Annotated in this window: 15 protein-coding genes and 1 pseudogene; 2 read left to right on the forward strand and 14 right to left on the reverse strand. The window is 66.9% G+C overall.

Annotated features, from left to right (window positions below; translation table 11 throughout):
- Nucleotides 1–7: 7 nt before the first annotated feature.
- The 10 genes from CDN38_RS00225 to CDN38_RS32785 all read right to left on the reverse strand — a co-directional run bounded on the left by CDN38_RS00225 (nt 8) and on the right by CDN38_RS32785 (nt 17,598).
- Nucleotides 8–1,171 carry a hypothetical protein gene (locus tag CDN38_RS00225; protein WP_075510383.1) on the reverse strand — a complete coding sequence of 388 codons (1,164 nt, stop codon included), beginning with the start codon at nt 1,169–1,171 and terminating at the stop codon, nt 8–10.
- A complete protein-coding gene (locus CDN38_RS00230) occupies nt 1,168–2,094 on the reverse strand; it encodes a hypothetical protein (RefSeq protein ID WP_075510414.1) in 927 nt (308 codons plus the stop codon). Before CDN38_RS00230 ends, CDN38_RS00225 begins: the two co-directional genes overlap by 4 nt.
- The gene (locus tag CDN38_RS00235) at nt 2,094–4,550 is read right to left on the reverse strand and encodes a GAP1-N2 domain-containing protein (protein WP_099318715.1); all 2,457 of its coding nucleotides are present in this window, start codon (nt 4,548–4,550) and stop codon (nt 2,094–2,096) included. The genes CDN38_RS00230 and CDN38_RS00235 overlap by 1 nt, the downstream gene beginning before the upstream one ends.
- Nucleotides 4,547–6,574 carry a SaeA-related protein gene (locus CDN38_RS00240; protein ID WP_099318716.1) on the reverse strand — a complete coding sequence of 676 codons (2,028 nt, stop codon included), beginning with the start codon at nt 6,572–6,574 and terminating at the stop codon, nt 4,547–4,549. Before CDN38_RS00240 ends, CDN38_RS00235 begins: the two co-directional genes overlap by 4 nt.
- 2 nt (nt 6,575–6,576) lie before the next feature.
- The gene (locus CDN38_RS00245) at nt 6,577–9,195 is read right to left on the reverse strand and encodes a hypothetical protein (RefSeq protein ID WP_099318717.1); all 2,619 of its coding nucleotides are present in this window, start codon (nt 9,193–9,195) and stop codon (nt 6,577–6,579) included.
- Between the two features lie 2 nt (nt 9,196–9,197).
- Nucleotides 9,198–12,740 carry a tubulin-like doman-containing protein gene (locus CDN38_RS00250; RefSeq protein ID WP_075510379.1) on the reverse strand — a complete coding sequence of 1,181 codons (3,543 nt, stop codon included), beginning with the start codon at nt 12,738–12,740 and terminating at the stop codon, nt 9,198–9,200.
- Entirely contained in the window at nt 12,725–15,382 is a 2,658-nt protein-coding gene (locus CDN38_RS00255; protein WP_099319294.1) for a vWA domain-containing protein, read from the reverse strand. The genes CDN38_RS00250 and CDN38_RS00255 overlap by 16 nt, the downstream gene beginning before the upstream one ends.
- A 114-nt stretch (nt 15,383–15,496) precedes the next feature.
- Nucleotides 15,497–16,024 carry a hypothetical protein gene (locus CDN38_RS00260; protein WP_075510377.1) on the reverse strand — a complete coding sequence of 176 codons (528 nt, stop codon included), beginning with the start codon at nt 16,022–16,024 and terminating at the stop codon, nt 15,497–15,499.
- Between the two features lie 98 nt (nt 16,025–16,122).
- Complete coding sequence (locus CDN38_RS00265; protein WP_082277086.1) at nt 16,123–16,806, reverse strand: DUF4190 domain-containing protein; 684 nt, start codon at nt 16,804–16,806, stop codon at nt 16,123–16,125.
- A 111-nt stretch (nt 16,807–16,917) separates the two neighbouring features.
- Entirely contained in the window at nt 16,918–17,598 is a 681-nt protein-coding gene (locus tag CDN38_RS32785; RefSeq protein WP_082277085.1) for a DUF4190 domain-containing protein, read from the reverse strand.
- A 675-nt stretch (nt 17,599–18,273) separates the two neighbouring features.
- Between CDN38_RS32785 and CDN38_RS33470 the strand changes: the two genes are divergently transcribed.
- Together CDN38_RS33470 and CDN38_RS33475 are read left to right on the forward strand one after the other, a co-directional pair.
- Complete coding sequence (locus CDN38_RS33470; protein ID WP_497755996.1) at nt 18,274–18,579, forward strand: Rv2253/PknI dimerization domain-containing protein; 306 nt, start codon at nt 18,274–18,276, stop codon at nt 18,577–18,579.
- Entirely contained in the window at nt 18,527–18,844 is a 318-nt protein-coding gene (locus CDN38_RS33475; RefSeq protein WP_497755992.1) for a hypothetical protein, read from the forward strand. Before CDN38_RS33470 ends, CDN38_RS33475 begins: the two co-directional genes overlap by 53 nt.
- A gap of 28 nt (nt 18,845–18,872) precedes the next feature.
- On the opposite strand, the gene CDN38_RS29905 is transcribed toward CDN38_RS33475, so the two are convergent.
- The 4 genes and pseudogenes from CDN38_RS29905 to CDN38_RS00295 form a co-directional block, all read right to left on the reverse strand.
- Complete coding sequence (locus tag CDN38_RS29905; RefSeq protein ID WP_244307459.1) at nt 18,873–19,832, reverse strand: RDD family protein; 960 nt, start codon at nt 19,830–19,832, stop codon at nt 18,873–18,875.
- Between the two features lie 39 nt (nt 19,833–19,871).
- A pseudogene (locus CDN38_RS32335) lies at nt 19,872–20,114 on the reverse strand (DUF2510 domain-containing protein); the annotation flags it as partial.
- A gap of 96 nt (nt 20,115–20,210) precedes the next feature.
- Entirely contained in the window at nt 20,211–22,892 is a 2,682-nt protein-coding gene (locus tag CDN38_RS00290) for a WD40 repeat domain-containing protein (RefSeq protein ID WP_075510374.1), read from the reverse strand.
- Nucleotides 22,893–22,897: 5 nt separating this feature from the next.
- On the reverse strand, nt 22,898–24,685 hold the full coding sequence (locus CDN38_RS00295; RefSeq protein WP_075510373.1) for a WD40 repeat domain-containing protein: 1,788 nt from the start codon (nt 24,683–24,685) through the stop codon (nt 22,898–22,900).
- Nucleotides 24,686–24,809: the final 124 nt, after the last annotated feature.

The following is a 24,809-nucleotide window of genomic DNA, read 5'->3' on the forward strand; positions in this document are numbered from 1 at the left end:
GGATCCGTTACAGCACCCCAAAGCTGGAGGTGACCCAGCGCAGCGGATCGGTGCAGCGGAACGGGGCAATGCCGCGCACGTTCAAGCGGTTGCCGTCCGGGGGCTGGCCCAACGCCGATACCGCGAAGTAACGATGCGGCAAAGGCACTCCGGTGAAAGGGTGTTCGACCGCGGTGACAACCGAGCCACCTTGCAGCCTGAGCAGCAGGCTACGGACTTCCTCGTGGAGAAGTTGTCCGTCGGCGTCGTCGTACTGTCTGCTCGCGGCGCTGTCACGCAGGTACGACGCGCCGGAGTTGGACATGACGTAGCTCCAGTCCGAGCCCTCGACGTCGCGCAGCGCCCGCAATGCGTCGAACTTGGACACGATGACCGCCAGTTTGGGCCGTCCCGTGCCGACCGCCAGCATCACGTTGCTCAGGACGGACCGCGGATCTCCGCCCGTCGACGACGGCGCCGGCAGCAAATCCTGCAGCTGATCACGAACTCCCTTGACTCGCAACGGGTCAAACATGAAAAACACGGCGTCCGCGTCGGCGAAGAACCGGAAATGCGGAGCGTAGGTATTGCCGGCCTCCAGGTCCTCTCCGGCCACGTCCCGCAACACCACGAAGCTCGGCACCCCAAGCCACGCCCCGATGCTGAAAATGAGTGGTTCGCGTTGATGCGAAGCCTGCGTTCGCACGGTGGGCGTTGGTGGGATGAGCCCTCGCTGAACATACAGCGGCTGCTCATAATTGACGGCGTATGCCTGGGCCGAGGCTTGGGTGGTGGGGCTCATCGACACGCTCAAGGTTTCGCAGAGCAGCTCCATCTGTTTGATCAAGACGGCGATATAGATGCTTTTACCGGTTGCCCGGGCCCCGGCCATCGCGATACACACCGCCTGACCCTGACGCCATCCGCCCGGAAGTTCGAAGTGGCAGATTGGGCAGATCTCGACGACGGGCAGTCCATTCATCGCGGCGCTGGCGTCTGCCGCCGTGTGCAGCCGACCCTTGTAGCCCGGCGGTCTCTTGGCGTCGTACACCGGCGGCGAAGTGACGGCCGCGCCATAGTAGGCCGATGCGGCCGCATCCGCATAACGAGGGATTCCGGCAATGCGCGGGTCCACTATCCACGCGTAATGGTCGTCGCTCAGCACCGAGAAGCAGCGCGGGCACTTCGTCACATCAAGCCCCGCACGAGTGCGATCGCGATGCGTTCCAGCACCGCCGGCTGGCTGAGCACCTCAGCGACGGCGTCGACACCCGGGCGGGGCGGACGCAGCACCGCGCAGTCGGTTTCCAGCCGCGGATCGGTCGAGATGGCAATGACCGGAAACCGTTGCCGCAGTATCTGTGTCGGAAAGTCGGTGCACACCACGGTGCGCCCGCCGTTGCCGGCGATTGCCGACCATCGGGCACCGGCGGACCATCGCGGCTCCGCGTTGCGAAGTGAACCCGCCAAGGTGCCGGCCGGTTCGGTGGGGACCGGTACGGGTTTCTCCGCGACCAACACGGCTGACACGTCGGTGATGCCGACCGCATCGGCAACGCCAACCACGATGTCAGCCGCGGCCGAGACGCTTCCGTCGCTGAATGCCGAGCGCATCGAGGCCGAAGCGTCCACCGCGATGACGACCGGGTGGCTCGACGGCTCGGATCGCCGCCCGACGACTTTCCGGGCGGCCGCGCGGGCGGCAGTCCCCAGCGGGTTCAACGGTCGGTCGGCGACCGCGCTGACCGCAATCTCGATGCGGGTCCCAGCCGGTGTCAACGTGGCTAGTTCGACGTCGCTGTCTCCGGAGACGTCAACCGGTTCGAAGACCACCTGAACGGGATCCACGGCATCGGCGGTATCGGGTCCGATTGTCAGCTGGACCACGGTGTCCGGACCGAAGAAGTCGCCCCGGGCCGGTTGCACGCTGACAACAAGCGGGCCGATGACGATCGGCAGGACCGAACGGTGCGACGAGGACCGCACCACAGGTTGATCGGCCGCGGCGTGGACATTCAACACCGCCTCGGCTACCGATCCGGTGATCGACAGGGCCAGCGCCTGACTGGGGATCGTCACACTTCGGGTGCGCTCACTCATGAGATAGATGGGCATCAGTGACTCCACTGGGAGGGTGCCGCCATGGGATCCAGGCAGCTGGACTGACCATGGAGCGCGTCGAGCACCATCGCGCGAAAACGTCGCAGCGACGCGGCGTCGGTGGCTGCGCTGATTTGGCCCATCATGTGCACGACGTCGTGGACCTCGTCGGCGTCCCAGGGGAATGTTGCCGCGATGCGGGCGGCCAACCGCCGCAACAGCGGCTCTATCGGATCGGTCCCGGCGGGATGCAGCAGGCTGACCGCGAGAGCTGCCGTGGTGGAGATCACGCTGGTCTCCGCCAAGTCGAATACTTGCTCAGCCACCTCGGTTTGCAGGCTCAGATCCGTCAGCAAGGCGGCGCACACCCGGGGACACGGCGTGCCGACAATGGCACCAACGACCGCCAGGACAAGCAGCCGGCGCGCGAAGTCGTGGTGAACGCGCTCCGGTCCGACCGCTTCAACCGCTTCGTCCCACCTGGGGGTATAGGCGCGCTGGTATGTCATGACGTAGCCGCGCGCGACCCAGTCTTGCGGTTCATAAAGCCGTACTACCGCGCATGCAACACCCAGTTCATCCTTATTGTCGACGACGACCCGGGTGGCGAGCTCAAACATTTCCGGTGAGTCGGCCGCCGCGACCAGTCCGAGAATTAGTTCCCGAGTCGGCAGGCGCTCCGCGACCCGGTCTTCGATCCGATCCAGTTGCGCCGACGGCAAACCGTGGACACGCCGCCACCACGCGTCCGCCTGCCGATCCTGTTCGGTTTCGGGGCCCAGTCGGTGCGCTCGCGCGGCGCGCAGCGCGGCCCGGGTCCAAATCTGATTTCCAGGCCGGACCTCGGTCAGCTGCTCCGGCGACGGTGCCGTCACCCCGTCACTGAGCCAGTCCAGCACGGCATCGTCGAGTTGCCCCCCGGGCTGATCCGGCGGCTCGCCCTGCCCCATCATCACCGATGCCACAGCCACGCGACAGTCAACGCCGATGCGCCCGCCGAGCTCGAGGATCAGACGCCGGGCTTGCCGCGGGTCCCGCAGCGCCGGCAGGACGTGTTCCTCGAACACCTCAGACAGGTCGTAGTCGATTCCCAGCCGGATGAGGATGTCGGCGACTCGTAGCACTCGGCCCGGACCCCGATCACCGGCAGCCCGCAAGGCTGCCGGGATCGCCACCAGCAGTTCGGCGGGAACCGCCCGGCCGTGGTAGCGGGTCCGGCCCAGCGGGATCGGGCCTGGCCGATCTAGCCACCGGTCGTCGCAGATGGCGCGTGACACGTACACCGCATCGGCGACCTGCGCCGTCAGGCCGTCCGGCATCCGCCGTGCCGCCTCCAGCGCCTCGGCGGTGCCCGTCCCGGCCGCGGAACGCACTACGTCGCTGATCGTTTGCACGATTGCGTGTTCGATGACGGGGCCTGGTGGCGAGTACTGCGTGATCACCGACCGGGCCTCGTCAGCCGCGTCGACGAATCGCTCGCGGGTAACGATGGACATTGCCATCGGCCACGCCGGGTGCAGGCCGCAATCGTTCACCCCGGCGGAGAACATGTCAATGTCGTTGAGCACCAGCCGCATTGAGTCGGGGTCCAGGATGGCTACCTGCGCCATGGCCGACCACGCGGTGACCTCGATCGGCTGTGCGGCCGCGGTGCGGTGCGGTTGACCGCCGAATTCTCCTAGCGAAAGTGTGTGAGTCTCATCGATTGTCACCGCCGCCGCGGGGGCCATCGGGAGGTCATCGCGCGGGATCGCGGTGAGATGTTGACCGATCCGCACGGCGTGCTCGAGCTGATCGGCGCGATCGAAGGTGGAGAAGTTCAGCGACCGTGCAGTTCCCGGCGACATCAGGAAGCTGATCAAACCGATCCATTGGGCGGCGGTTTCGTCCGACTCCGCACCCAGCACGACGGGCGGGCCGCCCTCGATCGCGGCTGCCACGGCATCCATCAACCCGAACAATGTCGTCAGTCGCCACGTGCTGGCGTCGTAGGCGAAATTGACTACGCTGCGGCGTGTCACAGTGTCGCCGGGCCCCGGTGGTTCTGCGGGCAGCTCTGCCCCAGCCACGGCCGCACCACCGTAAGGACAAAGCCAGCGCTGCGAACGCCAGAGCTCGATCGGCCGATACGAGCCCTGCGCTTTGCCGGCTTCCCGGTCCAGCATCGCGTGCACGAACACGTTGCCGGGCCGGCCGGTGTGGTCGCTTCCCGCCGGCACGGTGTGCCAATAGCAGGCGGTGTTCCGGTTGATGCGGCGATACGCCAGCCGGTGCGGAATGCGTTGCAGCTGCGCGGCTGCGGGGAAGGCCGGTATTGGCGTGACCGGATTCAGCACAGTCTGGACGCCGGAGACCAGCAGCGCTTCTTCTGCGTCGTCGAGGTCGCCGCTGGTTTGCTTTACCCGCCAGCCGCCGGCCGATCCGATGGCGTCGAACGATGTGTAACTCAGTTGTCCATACCGGGCCGTCATGACGATGTCCGGGTGAGGCGAAGCGCATCGACCGGGGGATCCAGCAGCGCCAACCGCTGCAGCCGCTTCGGGTCGCCAACGTCGGCGAAGAGCCGTATCCAGCCCTGCCGCCCTCTGACGTCGCCAATAAATACCTGGGAGGCGCCGTCGCTTCGCAGCGCCGGCCATTTGAATTGCTTTGCGGGTCGCGCCGCCACCTCACCCTGCTCGTTGAGCGGCGCGACGTCGACCGGGTCACCGTCGGTGATGCTCAACGGGATTCGCTGGGCGTTGTTGACCAGGACGAACGGTGGCGAGCCGATGACGTCGTCGGTCTCGGCGCGAATCATCAGCGCGGCCGTGAGTGGGTTACCGGCGCGATCCCGCGATATTTTCACCGAGTACCACAGCCGCAGCAGACCGACGTATTGCACGCTGGTGATCGGGCCCTTGATGCGGCGGCCAGCTGAGAATGCCACCGGCGCCAGGCGCAGTGAACAGCCACCCGGGGGTAGCTCGTTCTTGGGGAACTGGTGTCCCCCGAATTTGTGGTAATCCTCGAACGAGACCTCGTAGTGCCGCCCGCTGAGTCCCAATTGCGGGTCGTAGTCCTTGGGGGCGAGGTGGATCGACACCGCTGCCGCGCCGGCTGGCCAGGCGAAGGTCAGCACCTGCTTGCTGCAGTACTCGGTGAGCTGGAGGTCGGTGATCGATCCGGTGCGAACCGTTGAAATGGTCTTGCCCAATCGCGCCCTGCCGTCCAGGACGGTCACCGGGGTGAAGTAGGCACGACTCCACTCGCTGGGCCAGGGCACGCCGGCGATCACCGACCGCGGGCGGCCGTCGCTGTCACGGCGCTCGGATATCGGATAGTTCAGCCGCGATGCCGGGCGCAGCCCAGCTAGCTCGAGTGCGCTTTCGGGCAGCTGGGCTGATTCGGCTGCCTCGGGCAGGTCCTGGGTCCGGAAGATCAAGACCCGGCCTGCCGGCGGCGAGGTCCAGCTGAGGTCGAGCACCGCGCCGTCGTCGTGGGGGCTTAGCGACAAGTCGTCGACCGGCGCCGGCAAGGCAGAGACCTGAACCTCCGCCTGCACGGGGTCCGACAGGCGCTCCACTCCGTCGACGCTCACCTTGCAGCGCGCCCGGTATATATAACGCCGCCCAGGTTCCGCGTCGGCATCGACAAACCCGTCGAGGTTGTCGCTGTCGGCGAGGATCTGGTACGGCATTTCGTCGGCTGCGGTTTCCTCCGCCGGGATCCGGTAGAGGTGCACGGCGCTGACCCGTGGGAAGACCGTCCATTGGCCGATCACGCGGCCGGAATCCTGGCTTAGAACGACATTGTCGACCGGGCTGGGCCGTGCGCCTGCGGCATGCAAAACCGGTTGAGCGGCAAGCGCTTCCGCGCGTGATGCACCGGTGTTCACCCACACCTGGAAGCGGCGTACGGCGCTGGTCGGCGGTCGGCTGTCACGTGTCGACGTGGTCGTGGTCACCGCGACCAGTTCCGCCCGATCCGGAGAGTACGGTTCGTTCTCCTCGCTGCTGACCACCCGGTATACCGTGCAGGAGCCCGATTCTGCTTTCTTGAATTGATAGGGCGGCCACGTAATTTCGAGGGTCTGCTGGCCGCTGGCAGGGTCGGTGACGGGACGGACCATGATCTCTTGCGGCTCGGCAGTCTGCTTGCGAAAGATGAACGGCGCGAAGCTATCCGGCGTGCCTTCGCGATACAGCGCTGAATCATCTTCTGGCACCGGCTGTCTCGTCGCAACCCGGCCGGTATCGGCGGCGTGCGCCGGTACGGTCGTCTCGTCGGTCAGTTCGTCGAGCATGCGCGCCATGTCCTCGGCATACTCGGCCACCGAGCCGGGTAACATCGCGCGGATTTCGTCGACGTCGCGGCGACCGGACCGCAGCACCATCCGCACATGCGCTTCCTTGAAGCTGTGCGGTGACACCGCGCCGGACGAGATGAGCTGCTGGCGCCACCGCAACAGAGCCGGCAGGCGCGGATCGCTGTCGAGTGCGTTCGGATTAGGCATCTCTAGAAGACCAGTTTTCCAGAACCGGGCGGTTCATCGTGATCGGTCGCCGCGTCGGGGCTGGTGGCCATGCTGGTTCGCGGCGCGAAGACCGCGAAATCGTAGGGCAGCAGGCCGTCGCTGGCTTGCACCACGACAGCACGGTAGCCGAGCCCACGGCGCGACATGACGGATTCGTCCAGCACCGCTGCGGAACGACCGGCGGTGATGGCGGCGTCGGTGAACAGCGATCCGGCAAAGGGTGCGGCGCGCTCCGGGCGGTGGTCGGTGACCCCGGTGCTGAACTCAGCCTCGGGAACGGTCCGCCCGGACGCCGGCACAAACACAGCACGCGTAATAGTGTCACCGATAGGGCCCGGCGATTCGGTGAGCATGTGCTTCACCCGCTGCCACAGCGCGTCGGCACCTCTGGCCCGCACCTTGCCGGTGGTGACCGCGGAGGACCATTGGTCCAGCGCCGATCCGGTCCCGACGCCCGGCATGACGAACAGCGCCGCAGGAGCTTCGCGCAGCTGTTTTCCCGCCTCGGCCAGCATGTCCTCCCACGGCCGGGTGAGCCAGCCCACCGAGTACAAACCCTGCTCAATCCAGTCGATAGCAGTCTGTGTGTCGTCGGAACTCGGCATCGCGATGCCCAGGCGGGTCGACCTCGGCAGCCCGTCGACCAGCTGCCCGGACGCGGGGCTCGGCACGGCAGCGGAACCGAAAGGTGCCCGCAGCACCGCGCCCAACACCCGGCTCCAGGCCAGCAGTTGCCCATAGGCGCCCGACAGCCGGCTGAGATCCTGCACCGCGGAGCGCAGATTGGAATGCATCGCGTTCAGCCGACTGACTTGCGACTGGCGCAGATTCATCTCGGCAAACAGGTCCCGCTGGGTGAGCAGGAACAACGCCAGCGTGATCACCAGGTACAACGCCAGCAGCACCCCGCCGGTGACAAGCGCGAACTTCCACCCGCCCCAGCCCAGCGCGGCCGCCCCGGCCAGCAACACCAGCCCACCGAAAACGCTCCAGCCGAAAGTCTTGAGGATCATTCCCACCGTGTGCTGGCGCTGGCTCAGCCGCTCCTCTACGGCGTCCCGGTTACTGGTGTCGCGGATCTGTTGCACCAGTCCGGCGACCTCGTTGCGGGACCGCTGCAGGTAGTCGACGAGGATTGAGCCGACCTGCCAGGCATAGCTTTTCGACACCGTCTGTTGCCAGCTGTCCAGGTTCGCCGCGGCGCGGCGGGCTTCGACTCCAGCGGCCGGGTCGCCATAGGTGCGCAGCAACCGGTCACGCAGCGCAGCCACCCCCAGTAAATCGGTTGCCTCCACCGCACTAACCCCGGTGACCGCGGCCAACGACCCGGGGATGGCGGCAAACCGGTCGGCGGCGCTCGGTACGACATCTGAGCAGTTACGGACCACTCCGACGGCGGCACCCACCCGCACCGGCTCCAGGCTTTCGGACCGTCGGCCGCCGTCGGCCAAGGTCAGGGCGACATTGACGAAATCAGTCCACAGCCGACTGAGGTCCTGGTGCACAAGGTGTTCGCCGCCCGAGGGCTCGGCCAGCGCGTTGCCGAGGGTGTCGGCGCTACGGCCAAGGTCTTGCCAGCTGGCCGGCGCCGCACCGGCGACCACGTCGTAGGCCGATCCGGATCGGCCGAACACCGCAGTCTGCACCGTGGTGGCCACCACCGACGATACCGAGCCCAGCGCCGAGGACATCCACGCCGACGGCGCTCGCCACAGCGCCGAGCCCAGGAAGGACACAAACATCTTGAGGGCAATCCCCATCGAAATCCGGCGGGCTCCTTCGCCGCCAACCGACAGTCTCGGACCGCGCAGCACGTCGCGGTGCTTCGTCCACAGCGCCCTCGCCATCGACTGTGTCGCGGTCGGCACGTCATCGATGAAGACGACCGGGACACGGTCGGCGCGGGGTAGCGGAAGGCGACCGGTCGGGTCGAACAGCTGCGCCCGCAGACGCTCTTCAACGTCTGCCGTGTCGAGCTGACGGTAGAAGGCGCGCACGGCCCGGATGGTGAGCCCCGGCAGGACCGCAAGCGCGTCGAACGGCGTCTTGTCGATGTCCGTCCATAGGCCGGTGACACCGGCGACGACCGGTGCGACATAGCGTGCAATGTCGAGCGGATCAGCGAGCCGGTCCAGCGTAACGGCAGCCAATTCCGGACCCGACGGGTCCTCGGGCGCGATGAACAGGTTGTGCCACCCTTCCAGCACGAGCGCCGGGTCGGCGGTCAAAGCCGTGGCTGCACCGGGGGTGTAGAGCAGTCGCAGCAGGGTGATCGGCGCCCCGATTGCGCTGGAACGCACGACCTGTTCCATGAACTGCTCCATGGCCAGTGGGATCCGGGCTTGCACAGGTGCTTCCACCGGCACCAGAACCGCAAGCCGAACCCGGTCGTACTTTCTTGCAGTCAGGACCTGTTGCAGCACAACCGGACTCATATGACCATCGGTCACCAGGGTGGCGGGCAGCGAGGTCGCCGTGCCGGCGGCCGCATCCACCCAGGCGAAGCTGCGCAGCAATCCGACCGCGGAGTAGTCCGCGAGCACCGCGAGGATGTCTTCGGACTGCGCGTGCGGAGCCAGCACCACGGTAAGTGCGGTCATCGCTAAAAGGTTCCGCCGTCCGGTATCACAATCTGCTCGCCCTCGTCGCGAGTCATTGCCGCACTTGGGGATTGGCCGTCGACAGCCGTCGCCTTGATCTGGCGGACCAACTTGATCAGCATCTCGGCTGCCCAGAAGACGTCCGGCGCCAGATCGCGGAAGATCGGCGTCTTCGAGGCCTTCGACCGGGTCGCGATCCTGGCGAAGGCGCCGGCACTCCCCGCTCTCGGCATTCCCGGCGGCAGATACTCGGCGCTGGTGTCCCGGACGGTTGAAAGCCACTCCTGCGCGGCCGCTGCCCGATCGGCTGGTGTCTGGGCGACCGCGATGCCCTCGATCCGCGACACCACGTCGGGGTTCGACCACCCATTGAGGATGAAATCGCGGAGCAGGCCGACCCCGGAAAGCTGCACGATCCCGCCGGCCGGGTCTTGCGAATTGCCGTCATAGAGCGCACGCAGCACCTGATACGGGCGCAGGGAACGCATCACCGGGGGATCTTGGGATTGCGCGATCGCCAGCAATACCCCCTCCAGCACCGCTGGTAGCCAGTCGTAGGAGGCGGTGAAGTTCGACGGCGGGGTCAACAACGGGCTGGGGAAACTCAACCACTGCTCGGCGTCGCCGTCATAGATCCGGACCGGCTCGATGTAGGGGGATTCGGGTATCTGAATCCGCCCGATGATCTGGCCGAGCAGCCAGCCGGCGGTCATGGTGCGCCGTTCGGCGTCACCCATCGGCAGCGACGCCGAAAGCGGCCGCGAACGCCGATACCGCCAGAACTGGGTGCGGGCCGGACCGGCGATCTCGGCCCACTGCTGGGCGGGGGGCCGCAGCACCGAGTCGAAGGCCAGCGGTGAGTAGTTCGGGTAGGAGCCGAAGATGTCGATGTGGGTGACGCCCTCATCGTCGGTGAGCGCACGCGCAAAGTTGTCCTTGGTGGCCTGGTCGATGCGCGGGTTCGAGCGCAACGTGTCGGCCAGCGCCAGCCCCACCGGCTGGCCGGCGAACGGTATCTCGGAAAACTTGTAGCGGTATTCGACCTGCTGGCCAGGATGCACCCGGGTGAGCGCCTGGTCGTTCACGCTGGCCAGCGGGCGCGCCAGCGACAAGGCCTCGGCGAACTTGGTGGCGATGTCGTGGCGGCGTGCGGTCAATTCGGATTCCGGTGCCCCGGCCCCCTGGACATAGTCGCGCAGCGAAACACTGCAGAACTCGTCGAACGCCTCACCGGGCCGTTCCACGTACAGCCGTGCCCGCGCCAGCAGCTCGGCCGGGCGGGTGTGAACATCGAATTGGGCGACCGACGGCACCCGTGAGCGCCCGGTGTCCGGATCGGTACCGAGTGCACGGGTGACCCAATTCGCGCTGCGTTCCAGCAGACCGCCGGGCGCGACCGTGCCACCGGTGGTTTGCCAAACACCGAGGATCACCCGTGTGGTGGCCTCCCCGACCGCGGCCCGAAACGGCACCAGTTTCTGGCCGGCCGCGATCACCTTGACCAGATCGCCCTCGTAGCGCTGCTTGAAGGCCGACGAACTGATCAGCAGGACCTCGTTGTTGGCCTCGGCGAACCGGGCCGGGACGAACTCGTCGGCGTCGGCCGGCCACGCGGCGTACTGGTCGGTGGCAAGACGGGCCAAACCGACATCGGACGCCGGCTCGGCCTGCGCGTTCTCCAGCAGGATCAGCGCTTCGGAGAGCGCGTCGCGCAGCGGGACGAGCAGCTCGCCACCAATCACGGCGAACAGATCCGCCAGCCGCGCCGCGGCGGTGGCATAGACCTGACGGCGCACCGCGCCGCGGAAGCCGTCCAAGGTCGTGGCCAGGACCTGGTCGGCGTTGGTGATCACGCCGCGCAGCGAGGTGAGCGCCGTGTCGACGTTGGGGGGCAGCGCGACGACGTCGGCTGGTCCCATCGAACCGAGCTGGCCCATGGGCCCGGTGAGCACATCGTCAATGTGACGGCGAAGCTGGTCGACCAGCGCCCGCCCATACGGCAGGCCGAAGTCGGCGATCGCATTGCCGACGACGTCATCGAGCCGGTCGGCGAAGGCCCGCTGCCACCCGAAGGCCAGGCGGTAGCCGGCGTCCGAACAAGCCTTAGTCAGCGCATCACGACGGTTGGCGATCGCCTGCCGGAAGACGGGCACCCACTGAGCGGCGGTCATTCCTTCCGGACTGGGCAGGTGGCTGCGGAGTTGACGATCGATGATGGTGTTGACGGTGGGAGCCACCACGTGGGGTGGAAACGCCGCATTGGCCACCCAGTTCCCGAGTGCGTTGATGTCCTCGCTGCCGGCGGCGGCCAGCATTCCGAGCTCGCTACAGATGGCTGACCATTGGCTGGTCAGCAACGACTCCAGCTGTTCGTTGCTGGACGCCGGATTGCCCGGCTGCATGTGACCGGAAACCAGCTTGTCAGCGCAGCTGCGGGCCAAGCGCTGCGCGGCGTATTCCGCGTAGCGGTCGCGACCCATTCTGAGGCTGGAAAATCCATATGTCCCCCACGGCAGCGGATCCCACACCGAGTTGCCCCACCCCAACAGGTCCCGGTCGCCGGCCGGCGAGGCGGTGTTGCCCAGATCGTATGAGACGAACTGGTCGCTGGCCGTGCCGCTCATCACCAAACCGGCCAGGCCGCGGGCCAGTCCCCGGTACACAGCAAACGGCGAGCCGTCCCCGAAGAGGGTGCGGTCGGCGCCGACATAACGTCCGACCGGGAAGACCCGAGCGAACGGGATCGGCTCGCCCTCGCCGTATTGCTGTCCAAGCGCCCGCAGGATCCGTACGTCGTGCTCCCTTGCGGCACCGGATTGGCTGGCGACGATCTCGCCGAGCATGGCCAGCGAGTTGGCCCGAACACCGGTCCGCGCGCTCTCCGGCAGCGAGTCGAAAATGTCCGGCGTGACCAGGAATAGGCCCATCAACCTCGGGTCCAGCCCGGAGACCAGCGTCAACAGCCGGCACACATCTAGGGCCATCGACGCGCCGGCCCCGCCGGCCATCGACGACACCACCAGCACCAGTGGCGGCTGATGCGGGTCGAATGGGCCGATGCCCGGCACCTGCGCCGTCGACATCGCAGAAATGGTCTCCACCCGAAACAGCTGATCCCAGGCGGCTTGGAGCTTCGACCGGATCTCGCCGGCCTTGCTGAGGATGATCATCCGCCCGATCGCGCGGTACTGTCCGGCGCCGGTCGAGATCGGGTTGGTCACTTCCTCCGGGTGGCGCGGCGCCCAGGTGGCGATGGTATCCAGCGCGGCATTGGCGGCCAGCCGCTGCGAAAGCGCCGCGTCCAGGATCGCGTAGCTGCTGCCCTGCGGTCCGCAGCCGATGTAGGTGCCGCCCTGCGCTGAAACGTTGCTCAGCCCCTCCGGTCCGTCCTCGGCTCCGCTGGGCACATCGATGAGAACGAATTGCCATCCCGGCAGCAGTCTTTCGATACCGGCCGCATGCAGTTCCGAGCGGAGTTGGTCCATCATGTAGGCCAACGTCGCGCCGCCCGAGCCGCCGCAACCAACAATCAGGAATCGTCGCATGAGGCTCCTTCGTCGAATGGGTCGAAAGGCCGGGAGTCATGACTGCCCGGCCGCGCGGTGTGTTCTGCGGTGGTGAATGGGTCCGGCGGGGGTGTGGTCGCCTCAGCCTGGCCGTACGGTGATCCGCGCTCGGATTCGGTGGGCCCCGCCAATCCGGCGTCGACCGCCCGGTGCCGCAGTGCAGCCAGCAGCTCGGGTAGCCGTCGACCGATGTCCTCGTAGATCCGCTGACGCGCTGCGGTGTCGGTTCGACCCCCCACGAGCAACAGTACGTCGGCCGCATTCGGTGGACCGCTGGGATCGTGCAACACCACCCATTTGTTGTGCACGGCAAGGGGAAGCACCGCCTTCAGACCGGTGCGATCCGTGCCGGGAAGGGCCGACCCCACGCTGACCCTGCCCTCGGCCTCGACGACGATGTGGCCGGTGCCGAAGGGGCTTCGTCCCACCGTCGCGGTCAAGGTAACCCCCAGCACACTCAGCTTTCGGGCGCCCCCGGCCAGGCCCGGTACCAGCCTGAGCAGGTCGGTGTCGGCCATCGCGAATGGCGTGCCGTTACGAATGACGGTGTCGGAATCGGGGTCCACCTCGACCGGTATCCGCTCGGCCAGCATCGGCTCGCCGGGAATCTTGGCCGCATACCACTTGCCGGCATACAACAGCGCCAGCGGAATGCCCGGGCCCAGCAGCAAGGCGGCCAGGAACACCAGCACGAAGTTGGTCTTGCTGAGCGGTTTGGTCAACGACGCGACGAACGCGACGTCGACGACCTGTGCGTCGCTCGGATTGGTCAACGACGAAAGATGAACCGGCACAGTTCCACTGAGGCCGCCGCGGCCGTCCCGGTCGGTGCGCAACGTGACCGGCAGCGGGGCGGTCTGACCCGAGGGCACTTTCAGGCAGGTTTCCGGCGCATTGGCCGGAGAGGTGATGCGGGTGTTTCCGATGCCATCGGGGGCGGCGATGACGTTGTCCTGGTCGTCTGCGGCGATCCACACGCATCCCGGCCCGGTGATGGCGAGCTCGCCGTTCGCGCCTTTGGCCGCCTGCACGGTGCCGAAGTCGATCCGGCTTGCTGGGGTGGGCAGTCCCAACTTGGGCAGGATCTGGATCGACATCTCGACGTCCTGGGGGGACAGCGTGGTTCCCGGGGCAATCTGGGCGCCGTTGCGATCGATCGCCGGAGCGGTAGTGATGGTCAACGACATCCGCAAGATCGCATGTCCGGGCTTGACGGCGGTCAGGTCGGCGTCGACGGGTTTGCCGATGTCGTTTTTGGGCACCGACACCAGCAGCGGAATCTTCGGGGCGCCATCGGGTTCCAGCGCCACCGACATGGTCGCGCTGCCCGCCAGCTCGTCGGGTTTGACCGGATGGCCTTGCCCGTCGGCCAGGCCGAAGGTCAGGCCGTTGATCGTTTGTCCGCTGTGCCAGGCGAGATTCGCGGCGTCGATGAGGACCGGAAATATGTCGGTGATGATGTGAATGCTGACCCGCGACACCGCGTCGGGGTGCTGCCCGGTGGTGTCGACGTAGACGATCGCCCACTTGCCCGCCCAGTCGGGGCTGCCGCTATTACGGATCGTGATGGTTTGCGAGGAGTCCGAAAGCCATTCGTATTGGACTGGGGTGCCGGTGATTTCGGTGCTGACCTGGCCTGTCCGGTTGGACAGCTCGACCTTCTGTCCGGACGGCGAGATCAGGTACGGGACGATGCCGGGCGTGCCACCGGAGCCCAGGATCTTCACCGACTTGATCGAACGGTCCAGCACGAAGTCGTGGCGCGCCTCCTGGCAAACCTGCAACTCGCACACCGGGCCTTTGCGCTGCGGCACACCGGGGTCGGGATAGAGCGAATCGAAGGCGAACAGCATGTCGTCGATATTGGTCACCCGGTAGAAATCGCCGGGAGTGGGTTCGGTGATGTTGCCGCAGGGCATTCCGTTGAGTCCGCGCCCGGTGGCGATCGCCGACATGACATCGAACTGGGACGCGCTGGCCGCATCACCGAGCCCCACACCCAGCATCACGATGCCGCGGGAGCGCAGTTGGTCGGCAAGCCCTCCCGGACGGCAGATCGATTCGGTGGCCCGCTGAACCGTTTCGGCCACGCCGTTCGGGCTGTCCAGTCGCACCCCGTCGGCGTACGGCTTGGTCAGCGGCCGCGCCGTGAAATCGATCTTGCCGTCGGAGAACCATGCGATCGCCTGGCAGCGGTCGGCGCCGCCGACGCCGCTTCCGCGTGAGGCCAGCGCCTGGCGCGCGCCGTCGAGAGCAAGCCAGTAATCGGTGTCGATGCCGTCGTTTTTCGATGCCAGGGTCGACAGCTGATCGCCCACATGCTGGGCGCTGCCACCGGTCAGCGGCGTCCAGTTCTGTTCGGACACATAGTTTTCGGCAAACCCGGCGATGGCGACGTCGAGTTTGGCCTGGATACGGTCGGCGTACCGACCCAAGGTTTGCACCAGATACTTGGCCGCCTGCACCCGCGCCGCTTTGCTGTCGGTGTTCTGCAGGCTGCTTGACTCGTCGACCAGGATCAGCAAGTCTCCCTGTTTCTGCGCGGCCAGGCACGCGCCGTAGCGTGCTACCCCATTGTCGGGCTGCGCATGGCTTGTCGGCATGCCAGACCCAAACAACATCAGGGCACCAGCCAGCGCCGCAACCGCTGTGATGCGGCCTGGGATACCGCCCAGCGCTCTTCCTGGGGCTGCGGGGTGTCGGCCTAGCTGGTTGACGATCATCATCAGGTCGTCCTACAGCCTGCCCGCCCAGATCGCGATGTGCCAGGCGCCAACGGCAATACCGAGCAGGCACACGCCCAGGACCACCCAGTACAGGGTTGCGACCCAGCGTGGCGCCGAATACACCGCGTTGGCCCGGCGTTGGGTGTCCACCCGGGTGAACTCGGCCAGCACCCCGATCGCCACCGGACCGGCCAGCAGCCACCCGGCAAACGCGGCCGGCAACCAAGGACCCCATAGCATTCCGATCACCACCCCGGCCACCGCCAGCCCGAGCGCGAGCGCGAAAAGCGCCACGGGGGGACGAGCGACCGTCAGCGCGCCTTCCCCCAGCCCGGAATCAGAACCGCCGAAGGCGTCGCCGGCAACTGGACGGGCCTGGTCGAAGGCCTGGTCAGCGAATGGGTCGAAACCGGTGTCGAATGGACGGTTCGTTTCCCGCCCAGCGGGTTGATCGGGCGCCGAGGTGCTGCGCGGCTGCGGCGGGGGCGCCGAGGGAGCGCCGAAATCGCTGAAGTCAAACGGATCCGATGGCGCCATTCAGCTGGAACCCCTAGGTGCGGGTAAGGTGCCAAAAGCTTGCCAGCGGTCGATCTCCATCGTCTCCCTTCCCCCTGTCTGCGGTCCACGGGCACCGATCAGTACAGGTTCAAGCACACCGCGAACGCGCGATCCGGAGGCGCTGCGATGTATGTCGACTTGCACTCGTACTGCTGGGTGACCCGAGCGGTGACCACGTACACACCTTGGCGGTGCTCGCAGTCAACCTTGAACAGATCAAGCTCATCCGCCTCGGTTCCTCGACGCTGTATTTCCACGCAGGTGCCCACCGCGGCCTGGCTGAGATCGAGCTTCACGCGTGGCCGGATCGACGGCGGCACCGTCACAATCGACGTCGACGTCGACGTCGACGCCGGGAGCGACGGTGCAATCGTGGTCGGCGTGGCCGCGTTCCGACTCGACGGCGAGCGACCGGTCGATGCCACCCAGATCGCCCCGGCCAAGAGCACCGCACACATCAGGTACCCGATCACCAGCCCGAGGATGGCCGCTAACCGTCCGCGCTCGCCGGTGCGGCGGATTCGGGGCAACGCCAGATGCCCCAGCACAACGGCCGCCGGGGGAATCGGGACGGCCAGGATCGATGACAGCACCGCAAACGTGTCTAAGCTCGCTTTTTGGACGGGCGGGGTGGGGAACGCACTTCCCCCCACCGGCCACGGATCGCCGCCTGGCTGCGGGTAGCTGACCGTGGGCGGCCCGCTGCTCGTACCGAACTGATCAGCAGGATCCTGGTGAAACGGATCCCCAGCGTGGTTCACCGACGCAGTCTATCGGTCCGGTGCCCCCGTCGGCCCCGGTTACCAGATTCCTTCACGACGTGAAACGGCGACACCATTCATAGCTTCTTCCTGGCAAATACTCTCGTCGGATTATCCACGGACTTCGGAGACACATGCGAAGAGGTTCTCATCGGCGTTGACCAGTGCGTAGCCGGGGCACTGGCTCCGCTGTGTGGCGATCTTATCGACCCGAAACACCCCGTCGCGAGCCTCGCACGGCACGGAGTAGAACAGGCTTATTTGAGTTTGATCGGGGTTCGTCGGGTCTGGATACAGGTGCTGTATCTCCACGCAGTCGCCAACCCGCATATCCTCAACCGCAAACGTTGGCCGCGTCGTAGACGGCGCAGTGACGATGCTGGTGACGATGCTCGTCGACGGGGCGGCTGTGGTCGGCGCCGTGGTCGGAGTGGTTGTCACTCCCGGTGCCGTGCCCTTACCGCCGCCCATGACCAGCCATACCACCAGGGCGACCACCGCGAACAGGATGAACACATACGACAGCGTCAAGCCGATCAGCGCGCGGTCGCGACCCCGTTCGCCGGTACGGGAGATACGTGCCAGCGCCACATGGCCCAGCACAGCGCCGGCCGGGGCGAAGAAAAACGCGAACACCAGCGACAGCGTGGCCAGCGTGTTGACCTCGCCTTGGGGGCGACTGGGTGGTTCCGGTGCGCCGGGGACCGAGGCGTCACCACCGAATGGGCCGGCGTCAAAGGAGCCGGCGCCGAACGGGTCCCCCGAGTCCCCGCCGAATCCGCCCGAGGTCATTTGCGCCTTCCCGGCCCGACCGTAAGCACCGCTCTAGATTGCACCATCTTGCGGCTCCAGGTCACCCATATTGCATACAACCCGATCGGTGATACACCTACCGACGACACCACCTTGAACCGCTTGCGGCACCGGCGCCGCGCGGGCTCAGGCCGCGCAATTACCGCCAACGGCCCGGGCCCGAGGCTTCGCGGTGCTGCACACGAATCCGGGTTTCCCTCTGCCGACCCGGTTCTCGCCACTACGATCCGCGATACGCGGCATGTGAAAGGAAAGACAAGTGTCCAACGATGTCGATCCGCACAGGCCTGAGGACCAGCCTCAGTCGGCACCCGACGCGATATCCGATGGGGCACCGGCGCAGCGTCAGGGAACAACCGGCGTCGAGCCCGGCGGGGCAACCGCGCAACTGGGGAGTTTTGACCAAGTCGACTCAAGGCCACAACCGGAAGAGCCGCTGCCGCAAGACGTTTCTGCCGCGAGCGGACCGCCATTACCACCGGTGATCGAGGCCTTCCCCGGCTATCGCGATGTACCGAAGCCGTCAACGCCAGCAGGGGTTACCGGGTCCGCGCCGGCCCGCGCGAGGCAGAAGCGGCGCAGCCAGCGCTGGATTCTCCTCGGAGCGACGATTGCGATGGGGTGTTGATAGTCGTTGGTGTCATCGGCTACCGGATGATCGAGAACAACACCGCCGCCAAACCCGTTCCAGCCGCCGTAGTCGAGGGCACCTATCGGGTAGACATTGACTGGGCCAAGCAGACTGAAAACGGCGCCCCCGCCCCCTCTTCCGACAATACGAACGCCACGTCTTGGTGGGCATTTCGCTCATATTGCTCAACCACAGGGTGCGTTGCCACTGGCACCGTACTCGACAACAAGGACCAGCAGCTAGCGGCCACACCCCCGCGTACGGCCGAATTGCATTTTGTCAACGGGTCGCTGGGAGCGAACACCCGTGACGAATCAATACCCGCGTAAGCGGTGCCTGGGGGCCGACGCGAAAATCGGCCCGGGCGCCGAGACGCAAATCGTTACGTGGTCTGCGGAGCCGCAGCCCGACTGGACCCTTCGAGGCAGTCAGAACGACACCGCTATGAGCGACGAATGTGGCAATCGGGGATACGTCTATCGAACCCCGCTGTTGGTGACCCGGACAGGCGATGTACCCGCGGCTGCGGTCCTCGCCGATCCAGCGTTGTTCGAGCTGCCGCCCGCGCCGCCCAGCACCAGCCCTCACCCCTAAAGCGTGTCGGACCCCTGCACGTCACGCGTCAGACTTCGGCGACGCCGACGGTCACCGGGATCAACACCTTGACCACCTGGGTTCCGCCCGCGAACTCGTCATGTTTGCCTTGTTTGGTGGGACTCGACCGGATGGTCGCTGCGATCACGACACCGGCGACGAGCACGAGCACTTCGCCGAGGAAGGGGATGATCGCCAGCAGTGTGAAGACGTTGCGGACGGCGGACTGTCGCACAGTCGGTTTTTCGGCGCCGTCGGGTCCGCGTACCCGCATGCCCAGCAACTTCTTGCCCAGGGTCCAGCCCTGACTCGCCTCGAACGCCACGAAGTAGCTGAAGGCGAGCAACCCGGAGAACAAACCGGGGAACAAACCGGTCGCTCCGATGTGAATTTCCGCCAGCACGGCCAGCGGCACCGCGACAATGACGACCAGAATGCCGTCGATCAGCCGGGCGAGAAACCGCAAGCCCAACGGACCGGGCCGCAAACCGGGTGGCAGCGCCATGGATGACGGCTGGGCCCCAGAACGACGTCGGTCGGCGACAGCAATTGCGGACAGCAACGTCGTTATGCCACCGCCGAGTGCGAACAGACTGCCGGTACCGAGAAAGGTGAGCGGGGTCGCCACATCGCTTCCGTTTCCGACAGATAATAAACCAAGAAGGCAGCCGACTACCCCGATGATGATCACCGCTGCCCCGTCGATAACGCTCAACATCGGGTGAAATGCGGGCCTTGCCAGCGAAAGAATGCCCAGAATCAACGCCACAACACAGAGCGCCAAGACTGCCAGAAAGTAAGTGCGCCATATGGTGTCGGCCCCCGCAGTGGCATATTCATTCCAGTGAGTGGGACCTTCGGGTAAGGATGCAGAAGCAATGGGCCCGAATAGGAGTGCCAGCAGGATAAGCGAGATTCCTTTGGTAACCGTCAGGCCTGAGGCTCTTCCATTTTTATCGGGCCCATCGGGTGAACGGTTTTCCACCACTACCGTCTCGACCTGATCCCGAGGTGCAGGGGTGTGTGGCGATCCGTCCCGATGGTGCGTCCACGCTGCGCCGTCCCAGTACCGACGCCGACTGGTGTCTTCCGGAACCGGATACCACCCCGGCGGCGGCAACGGCGCGGTCACGACGTCGCCCGGATACACGGGGCGCCAATGGGCCTCGGCGTCCTGGGTGGTGACACGGCGAGTTCCGGGTACCACCCGGGTGATTGCGGTTGGTTCATGAGCACCTTCTCTTGCCGTTGCAGCACTAAGCCGTCCCACCAAGCCGTCCCACCACCTCGCCGGCCGAACCGGAAAGCGTGTCGGTAAATACCCGACGCCGCTGTGTCGAAGGTGTCGGAGACCCCGTCGGGCGGGTTAGGGGATGGGCAGGTTCGGGCAAAGCCTGATGTAGTCGATGTCGGCGGAAACCCAGTCGTGCCACTGTTTGTGGCTCATATTCGCGACGAGCTTGTCGCACAGCAGATCAGGCCAGGCCGCGGGCCCCGGCCACAGCCGCAGTGTCTTGTCGAGGCCGCCGGAGACGATGTGCCGCCCGTCGGGGCTAAACGCCACACTGAATACCGTCCCGATGTGGCCGCTCAGCGCCGGTCCGATCTGCTGGCCGGTGCGCACGTCCCACAACCGCACCGTGCCGTCGGCGATGCTGCCGCTGGAGACGATGCGCTGCCCGTCGGGACTGAACGCCACACTGGTCACCGAGTCGGTGTGGCCGGTCAGCGGGGCACCGATCGGCTGACCGGTGGCGGCGTCCCACAACCGCAGCGACTGATCGGTGCTGCCGGAGACGATGCGCCGCCCGTCGGGGCTAAACGCCACACTGTCGACCGACGCGGTGTGGCCGGTCAGCGGGGCACCGATCGGCTGACCGGTGGCGGCGTCCCACAACCGCAGCGTCTTGTCGTAGCTGCCGGAGACGATACGCTGCCCGTCGGGACTGAACGCCACACTGGACACCGAGGCGGTGTGGCCGGTCAACAGCGCACCGATCGGCTGACCGGTGGCGGCGTCCCACAACCGCACCGTGTTGTCGGCGCTGCCGGAGACGACGTGCTGCCCGTCGGGACTGAACGCCACACTGGACACCCACAGGGTGTGCCCGGTCAGCGGGGCGCCGATCGGCTGACCGGTGCCCGCGTCCCACAACCGCACGGTGTCGGCGCTGCCGGAGACGATGCGCCGCCCGTCGGGGCTGAACGCCACACTGGACACCGAGGCGGTGCTGCCGGTCAGCGGGCCAACGATGGGCGCACCGGTTGCGGCGTCCCACAACCGCAGCGTGTGATCGTCGCTACCGGAGACTATGCGCTGCCCGTCGGGGCTATACGCCACGCTGTCCACCGCGTCGGTGTGGCCGGTCAGCCGGGTACCGATCGGCTGGCCGGTGCCGGCATCCCACAACTGCAGCGTGCCGTCCGGGCTGCCGGAGGGTGTGCGCCGCCCGTCCGGGCTGCCGGAGACGATGCGCTGCCCGTCGGGGCTGAACGCCACACTGGCCACCGGGCCGGTATGGCCGGTCAGCGGGGCACCGATCGGCTGACCGGTGCCGGCGTCCCACAACCGCACCGTGCCGTCGTCGCTGCCCGAGACGATCCGCCGCCCGTCGGGGCTGAACGCCACACTGCCCACCGCCCCGGTGTGGCCGGTCAGCGGGGCGCCGATCGGCGCGCCGGTGCCGGCGTCCCACAACCGCAGCGTGTTATCGGCGCTGCCGGAGACGATGCGCCGCCCGTCGGGGCTAAACGCCACACTGAAAACCGGCCCGGTGCCGCCGGTCAGCGGTTGCCCGAGGGGTTGGCCGGTGTCGGCGTCCCACACTTGCACCGTGCCGGGGCCGACATTGCCGACGGCGCCGCTGCCGGAGACGATGCGCCGCCCGTCGGGGCTGAACGCCACACTGTCCCACGGACCGCTGTTGCCGGTCAGCAGGGCGCCGATCTGCTGGCCGGTGCCGGCGTCCCACACCCGCACCGTGCCGTCGGCGATGGTGCCGCCGGCGGAGACGATGCGGCGCCCGTCGGGGCGGAAAACCACACTTTCCACCGGGCCGGTGTGGCCGGTCAGCGGGGCGCCGATCGGCGCGCCGGTGGCGGCGTCCCACAACCGCAGCGTTTGGTCGTCGCTGCCGGAGACGATGTGCCGCCCGTCGGGGCTGAACGCCACGCTGAGCACCGGGGCGGTGTGGCCGGTCAGCGGTCCGCCGATGGCCGCGCCGGTGGCGGCGTCCCACAGCCGCAGCGTGTTACCGGCGCCGCCGGAGACGATGCGCCGCCCGTCGGGGCTGAACGCCACGGTGTTGACGGCGGCGGGCGTTGGGATGATCTTGATCGTAGATTGTCGCTCCACCACGGCGGTGAGCAGCGCACTGATGTCGGTGCTGGGCGCGATGGCCGGTGCGGCGAGGATCTGCTGGATCGCCCGCTCATCGCCTCCGGCGCGAACACCCGCGAGCATGGCCTGTCCCCGCGAGCTCGATGTCAAGGCGATCGCTTCGCGGTTTCGCTTGTCCGCCAGGCGTTTTGCGTGGGTGGCTTGAACGAGCCCGGCCACGGCCACGATCGCAGCGACAACGGCGATCACGACGGTGCCGGCCAGGACGGCGCGCAGGATGCGGACGCGTTTGCGCAGGTCGGCGGCGTGGCCTTCGGCGGCGTCTTGCCGGTGGGCGGTCCAGGCGGTGGCGTTACGTTCGACGTCGTCGGCGGTTGCGAGGTTCTCCCGTTCGGCACGTAGCCAGCCGGCCAGCTCATCCCATTGATACAGCAGGCTTTCCGCCGCCACCTGCACGACCGCCTGCCCGTCGCGTTCGTCGCGCACCAGCAGCCGCTTTTCCACCAGCGCGTCAATCAGTGGGCGGCTTGCCTCGGGCAGATCAGCCTGGCGCGCCGCCCGGCGCATCGGTTGAGCGTCGTCGGGATCGATGGTGACCAACCAGGGAATGAACGCCGAACGCAACAGCTCCAATGCGGTCTGGCGTTGCTGGGGGTCGGGCGGGAGAATCTGCTCGATCTCGTTGTTGACCGCATCGTTGCCGCTCATGGGACCTACCACTCGTATTCTTTCTTGATCTGAAGTCCGGGGCAGGCTTCGACGTAGTCGATGTAGGGCGACACCCAGGCCTGCCACAGCCGACGGCTCATGTTGGTGGAGAGCTTGGCGCACAAGGCTGATGCCGCGTCGGGATAGTTGAGCCACAACCGGACGGTCCCGTCCTCACTCCCGGACACCAGGAAGTTTCCGTCCGGGCTGAATGCGACGCTCGTTACGTCCGCGGTGGGGCCTCGCAGCGGAGCGCCGACGGGTGCTCCGGTGGCGACATCCCACAGTCGAACGGTGCGATCCCACATATTGGAAGCGATCCGCTTGCCGTCGGGGCTGAAAGCCATGCTCATGTCGGGTTTGAACAGGCCCGGATCACTCATCACCGTTTTCGCCGTCATCGGCCGGCCGACGGGTTTGCCGGTGGCCGTGTCCCATAACCGAATCCTGTTGCCCCAGACGAGAACCTCGTCAGAGGCGATGCGCGTGCCGTCGGGGCTGAACGCGACGCTCTCGACGCCTCTGGTCTCCGTGCCGGTGCTCGCCATCGGGCTACCGATTTGCCGGCCGGTCGTCACATCCCACAACCGCATACCGTCGAGGCTGCCCGATGCGATGCGCGTGCCGTCCGGGCTGAATGCGACACCTTTCACATCGGAACTGTGACCGGTCATAGCGTCTCCGATTTGTCGGCCGGTGGCCACGTCCCACAGCCGGACGGTCTTGTCGTCCCCGCCGGAGGCGATCCTGGTGCCGTCCGGGCTGAACGCAACACTTCGCACCTCCCAGTTCTCTACCGGGGCGCCGACGGCTCGGCCGGTGCCCACGTCCAACACCTGGACCTTCCCGTCACCGATCGCGGCGATCCGCTTGCCGTCGCGGCTCAACGCCACGAATGCTCCGTATCCGGTGATCGGGGTGCCGATGGCTTGACCGGTGGTGGGGTCCCACAGCGCGATGCCGTCACCGCCGGAGGCGATCCACCTGCCGTCGGGACTGACCGCCACTTTGACGTTCGCTACCCAGCCGGGCTGCTGTGGGCTCCAGCCGGGCGGGGTCAGCGACTGGCCCACGAGTGGGCCAGGTTCGGCACTCCACAGTCGGACGGTCCTATCCCCGCTGCCGGAGGCGACCCGTTTGCCGTCGGGACTGAACGCCACGGTCGCGACCGTCCATCGGTGGCCGACCAGTGGCGGGCCGGCGGGCTGTCCGGTGTCGGCATTCCACAGCCGCACAGTCTTGTCCTGACCGCCGGAGACGATCCGCGTGCCGTCGGGGCTGAACGCCAGGCTGTACACGTTCCCCGCATGGCCGGTCATCGGTGGGCCGACCGCCTGGCTCGCGTCGGCTTTCCACAGCTGTATGGCGCCCTCGCCGTTGCCGGAGGCAATCCGGGTGCCGTCGGGGCTGAACGTCACGCTGAGCACCGAGCCCCCCGTCATGTGCTGACCGACGGGTTGGCCGGTGGCCGCATCCCACACCCGCACTGTCTTGTCCCGGCTGCCGGAGACGATCCGGCTACCGTCGGGGCTGAACGCCACGGCAAGAACCGTATCCTGGTGCCCCGCAAACCATTTGCCGACGGTTCGGCCGGTGTTGAGATCCCAGATCTGGATGGTGCCGTCCTTCCGGCCGCAGGCGACGCGCGTGTTGTCCGGGCTGATCGCCACGCTGTACACGACACCGATGAGCTTCAGCGGGTCACCGATTGGATGGCCGGTCTCGGCGTCCAATACCTGCGCGGTGTCCCGTAGGAGGGCGACGGCCCGCGTGCCGTCCGGGCTGATTACCACCTCTGGGGCACCGCGGAGGTGCTCGTGTGGTTCCCCCCAAATCGTGGAGGTTTCCTCTATGCGGCTTCCCGGTTGGTGGCCGCAGCGTTCTCGTAGTTGATGGGGCTGACCATCCCGATCGTGC

Source organism: Mycobacterium ostraviense, from assembly GCF_002705925.1.
GTDB lineage: Bacteria > Actinomycetota > Actinomycetes > Mycobacteriales > Mycobacteriaceae > Mycobacterium > Mycobacterium ostraviense.

What these genes read in the sequence shown, in the direction of transcription:
- CDN38_RS00235 (WP_099318715.1), bottom strand. Translation starts at nt 4,550, where the DNA reads ATGACGGCCCGGTATGGACAACTGAGTTACACATCGTTCGACGCCATC.
- CDN38_RS32785 (WP_082277085.1), bottom strand. Translation starts at nt 17,598, where the DNA reads ATGACCTCGGGCGGATTCGGCGGGGACTCGGGGGACCCGTTCGGCGCC.
- CDN38_RS00240 (WP_099318716.1), bottom strand. Translation starts at nt 6,574, where the DNA reads ATGCCTAATCCGAACGCACTCGACAGCGATCCGCGCCTGCCGGCTCTG.
- CDN38_RS00255 (WP_099319294.1), bottom strand. Translation starts at nt 15,382, where the DNA reads ATGTTGTTTGGGTCTGGCATGCCGACAAGCCATGCGCAGCCCGACAAT.
- CDN38_RS00245 (WP_099318717.1), bottom strand. Translation starts at nt 9,195, where the DNA reads ATGACCGCACTTACCGTGGTGCTGGCTCCGCACGCGCAGTCCGAAGAC.
- CDN38_RS00250 (WP_075510379.1), bottom strand. Translation starts at nt 12,740, where the DNA reads ATGCGACGATTCCTGATTGTTGGTTGCGGCGGCTCGGGCGGCGCGACG.
- CDN38_RS00230 (WP_075510414.1), bottom strand. Translation starts at nt 2,094, where the DNA reads ATGCCCATCTATCTCATGAGTGAGCGCACCCGAAGTGTGACGATCCCC.
- CDN38_RS00290 (WP_075510374.1), bottom strand. Translation starts at nt 22,892, where the DNA reads ATGAGCGGCAACGATGCGGTCAACAACGAGATCGAGCAGATTCTCCCG.
- CDN38_RS33470 (WP_497755996.1), top strand. Translation starts at nt 18,274, where the DNA reads ATGATCGAGAACAACACCGCCGCCAAACCCGTTCCAGCCGCCGTAGTC.
- CDN38_RS00260 (WP_075510377.1), bottom strand. Translation starts at nt 16,024, where the DNA reads ATGGCGCCATCGGATCCGTTTGACTTCAGCGATTTCGGCGCTCCCTCG.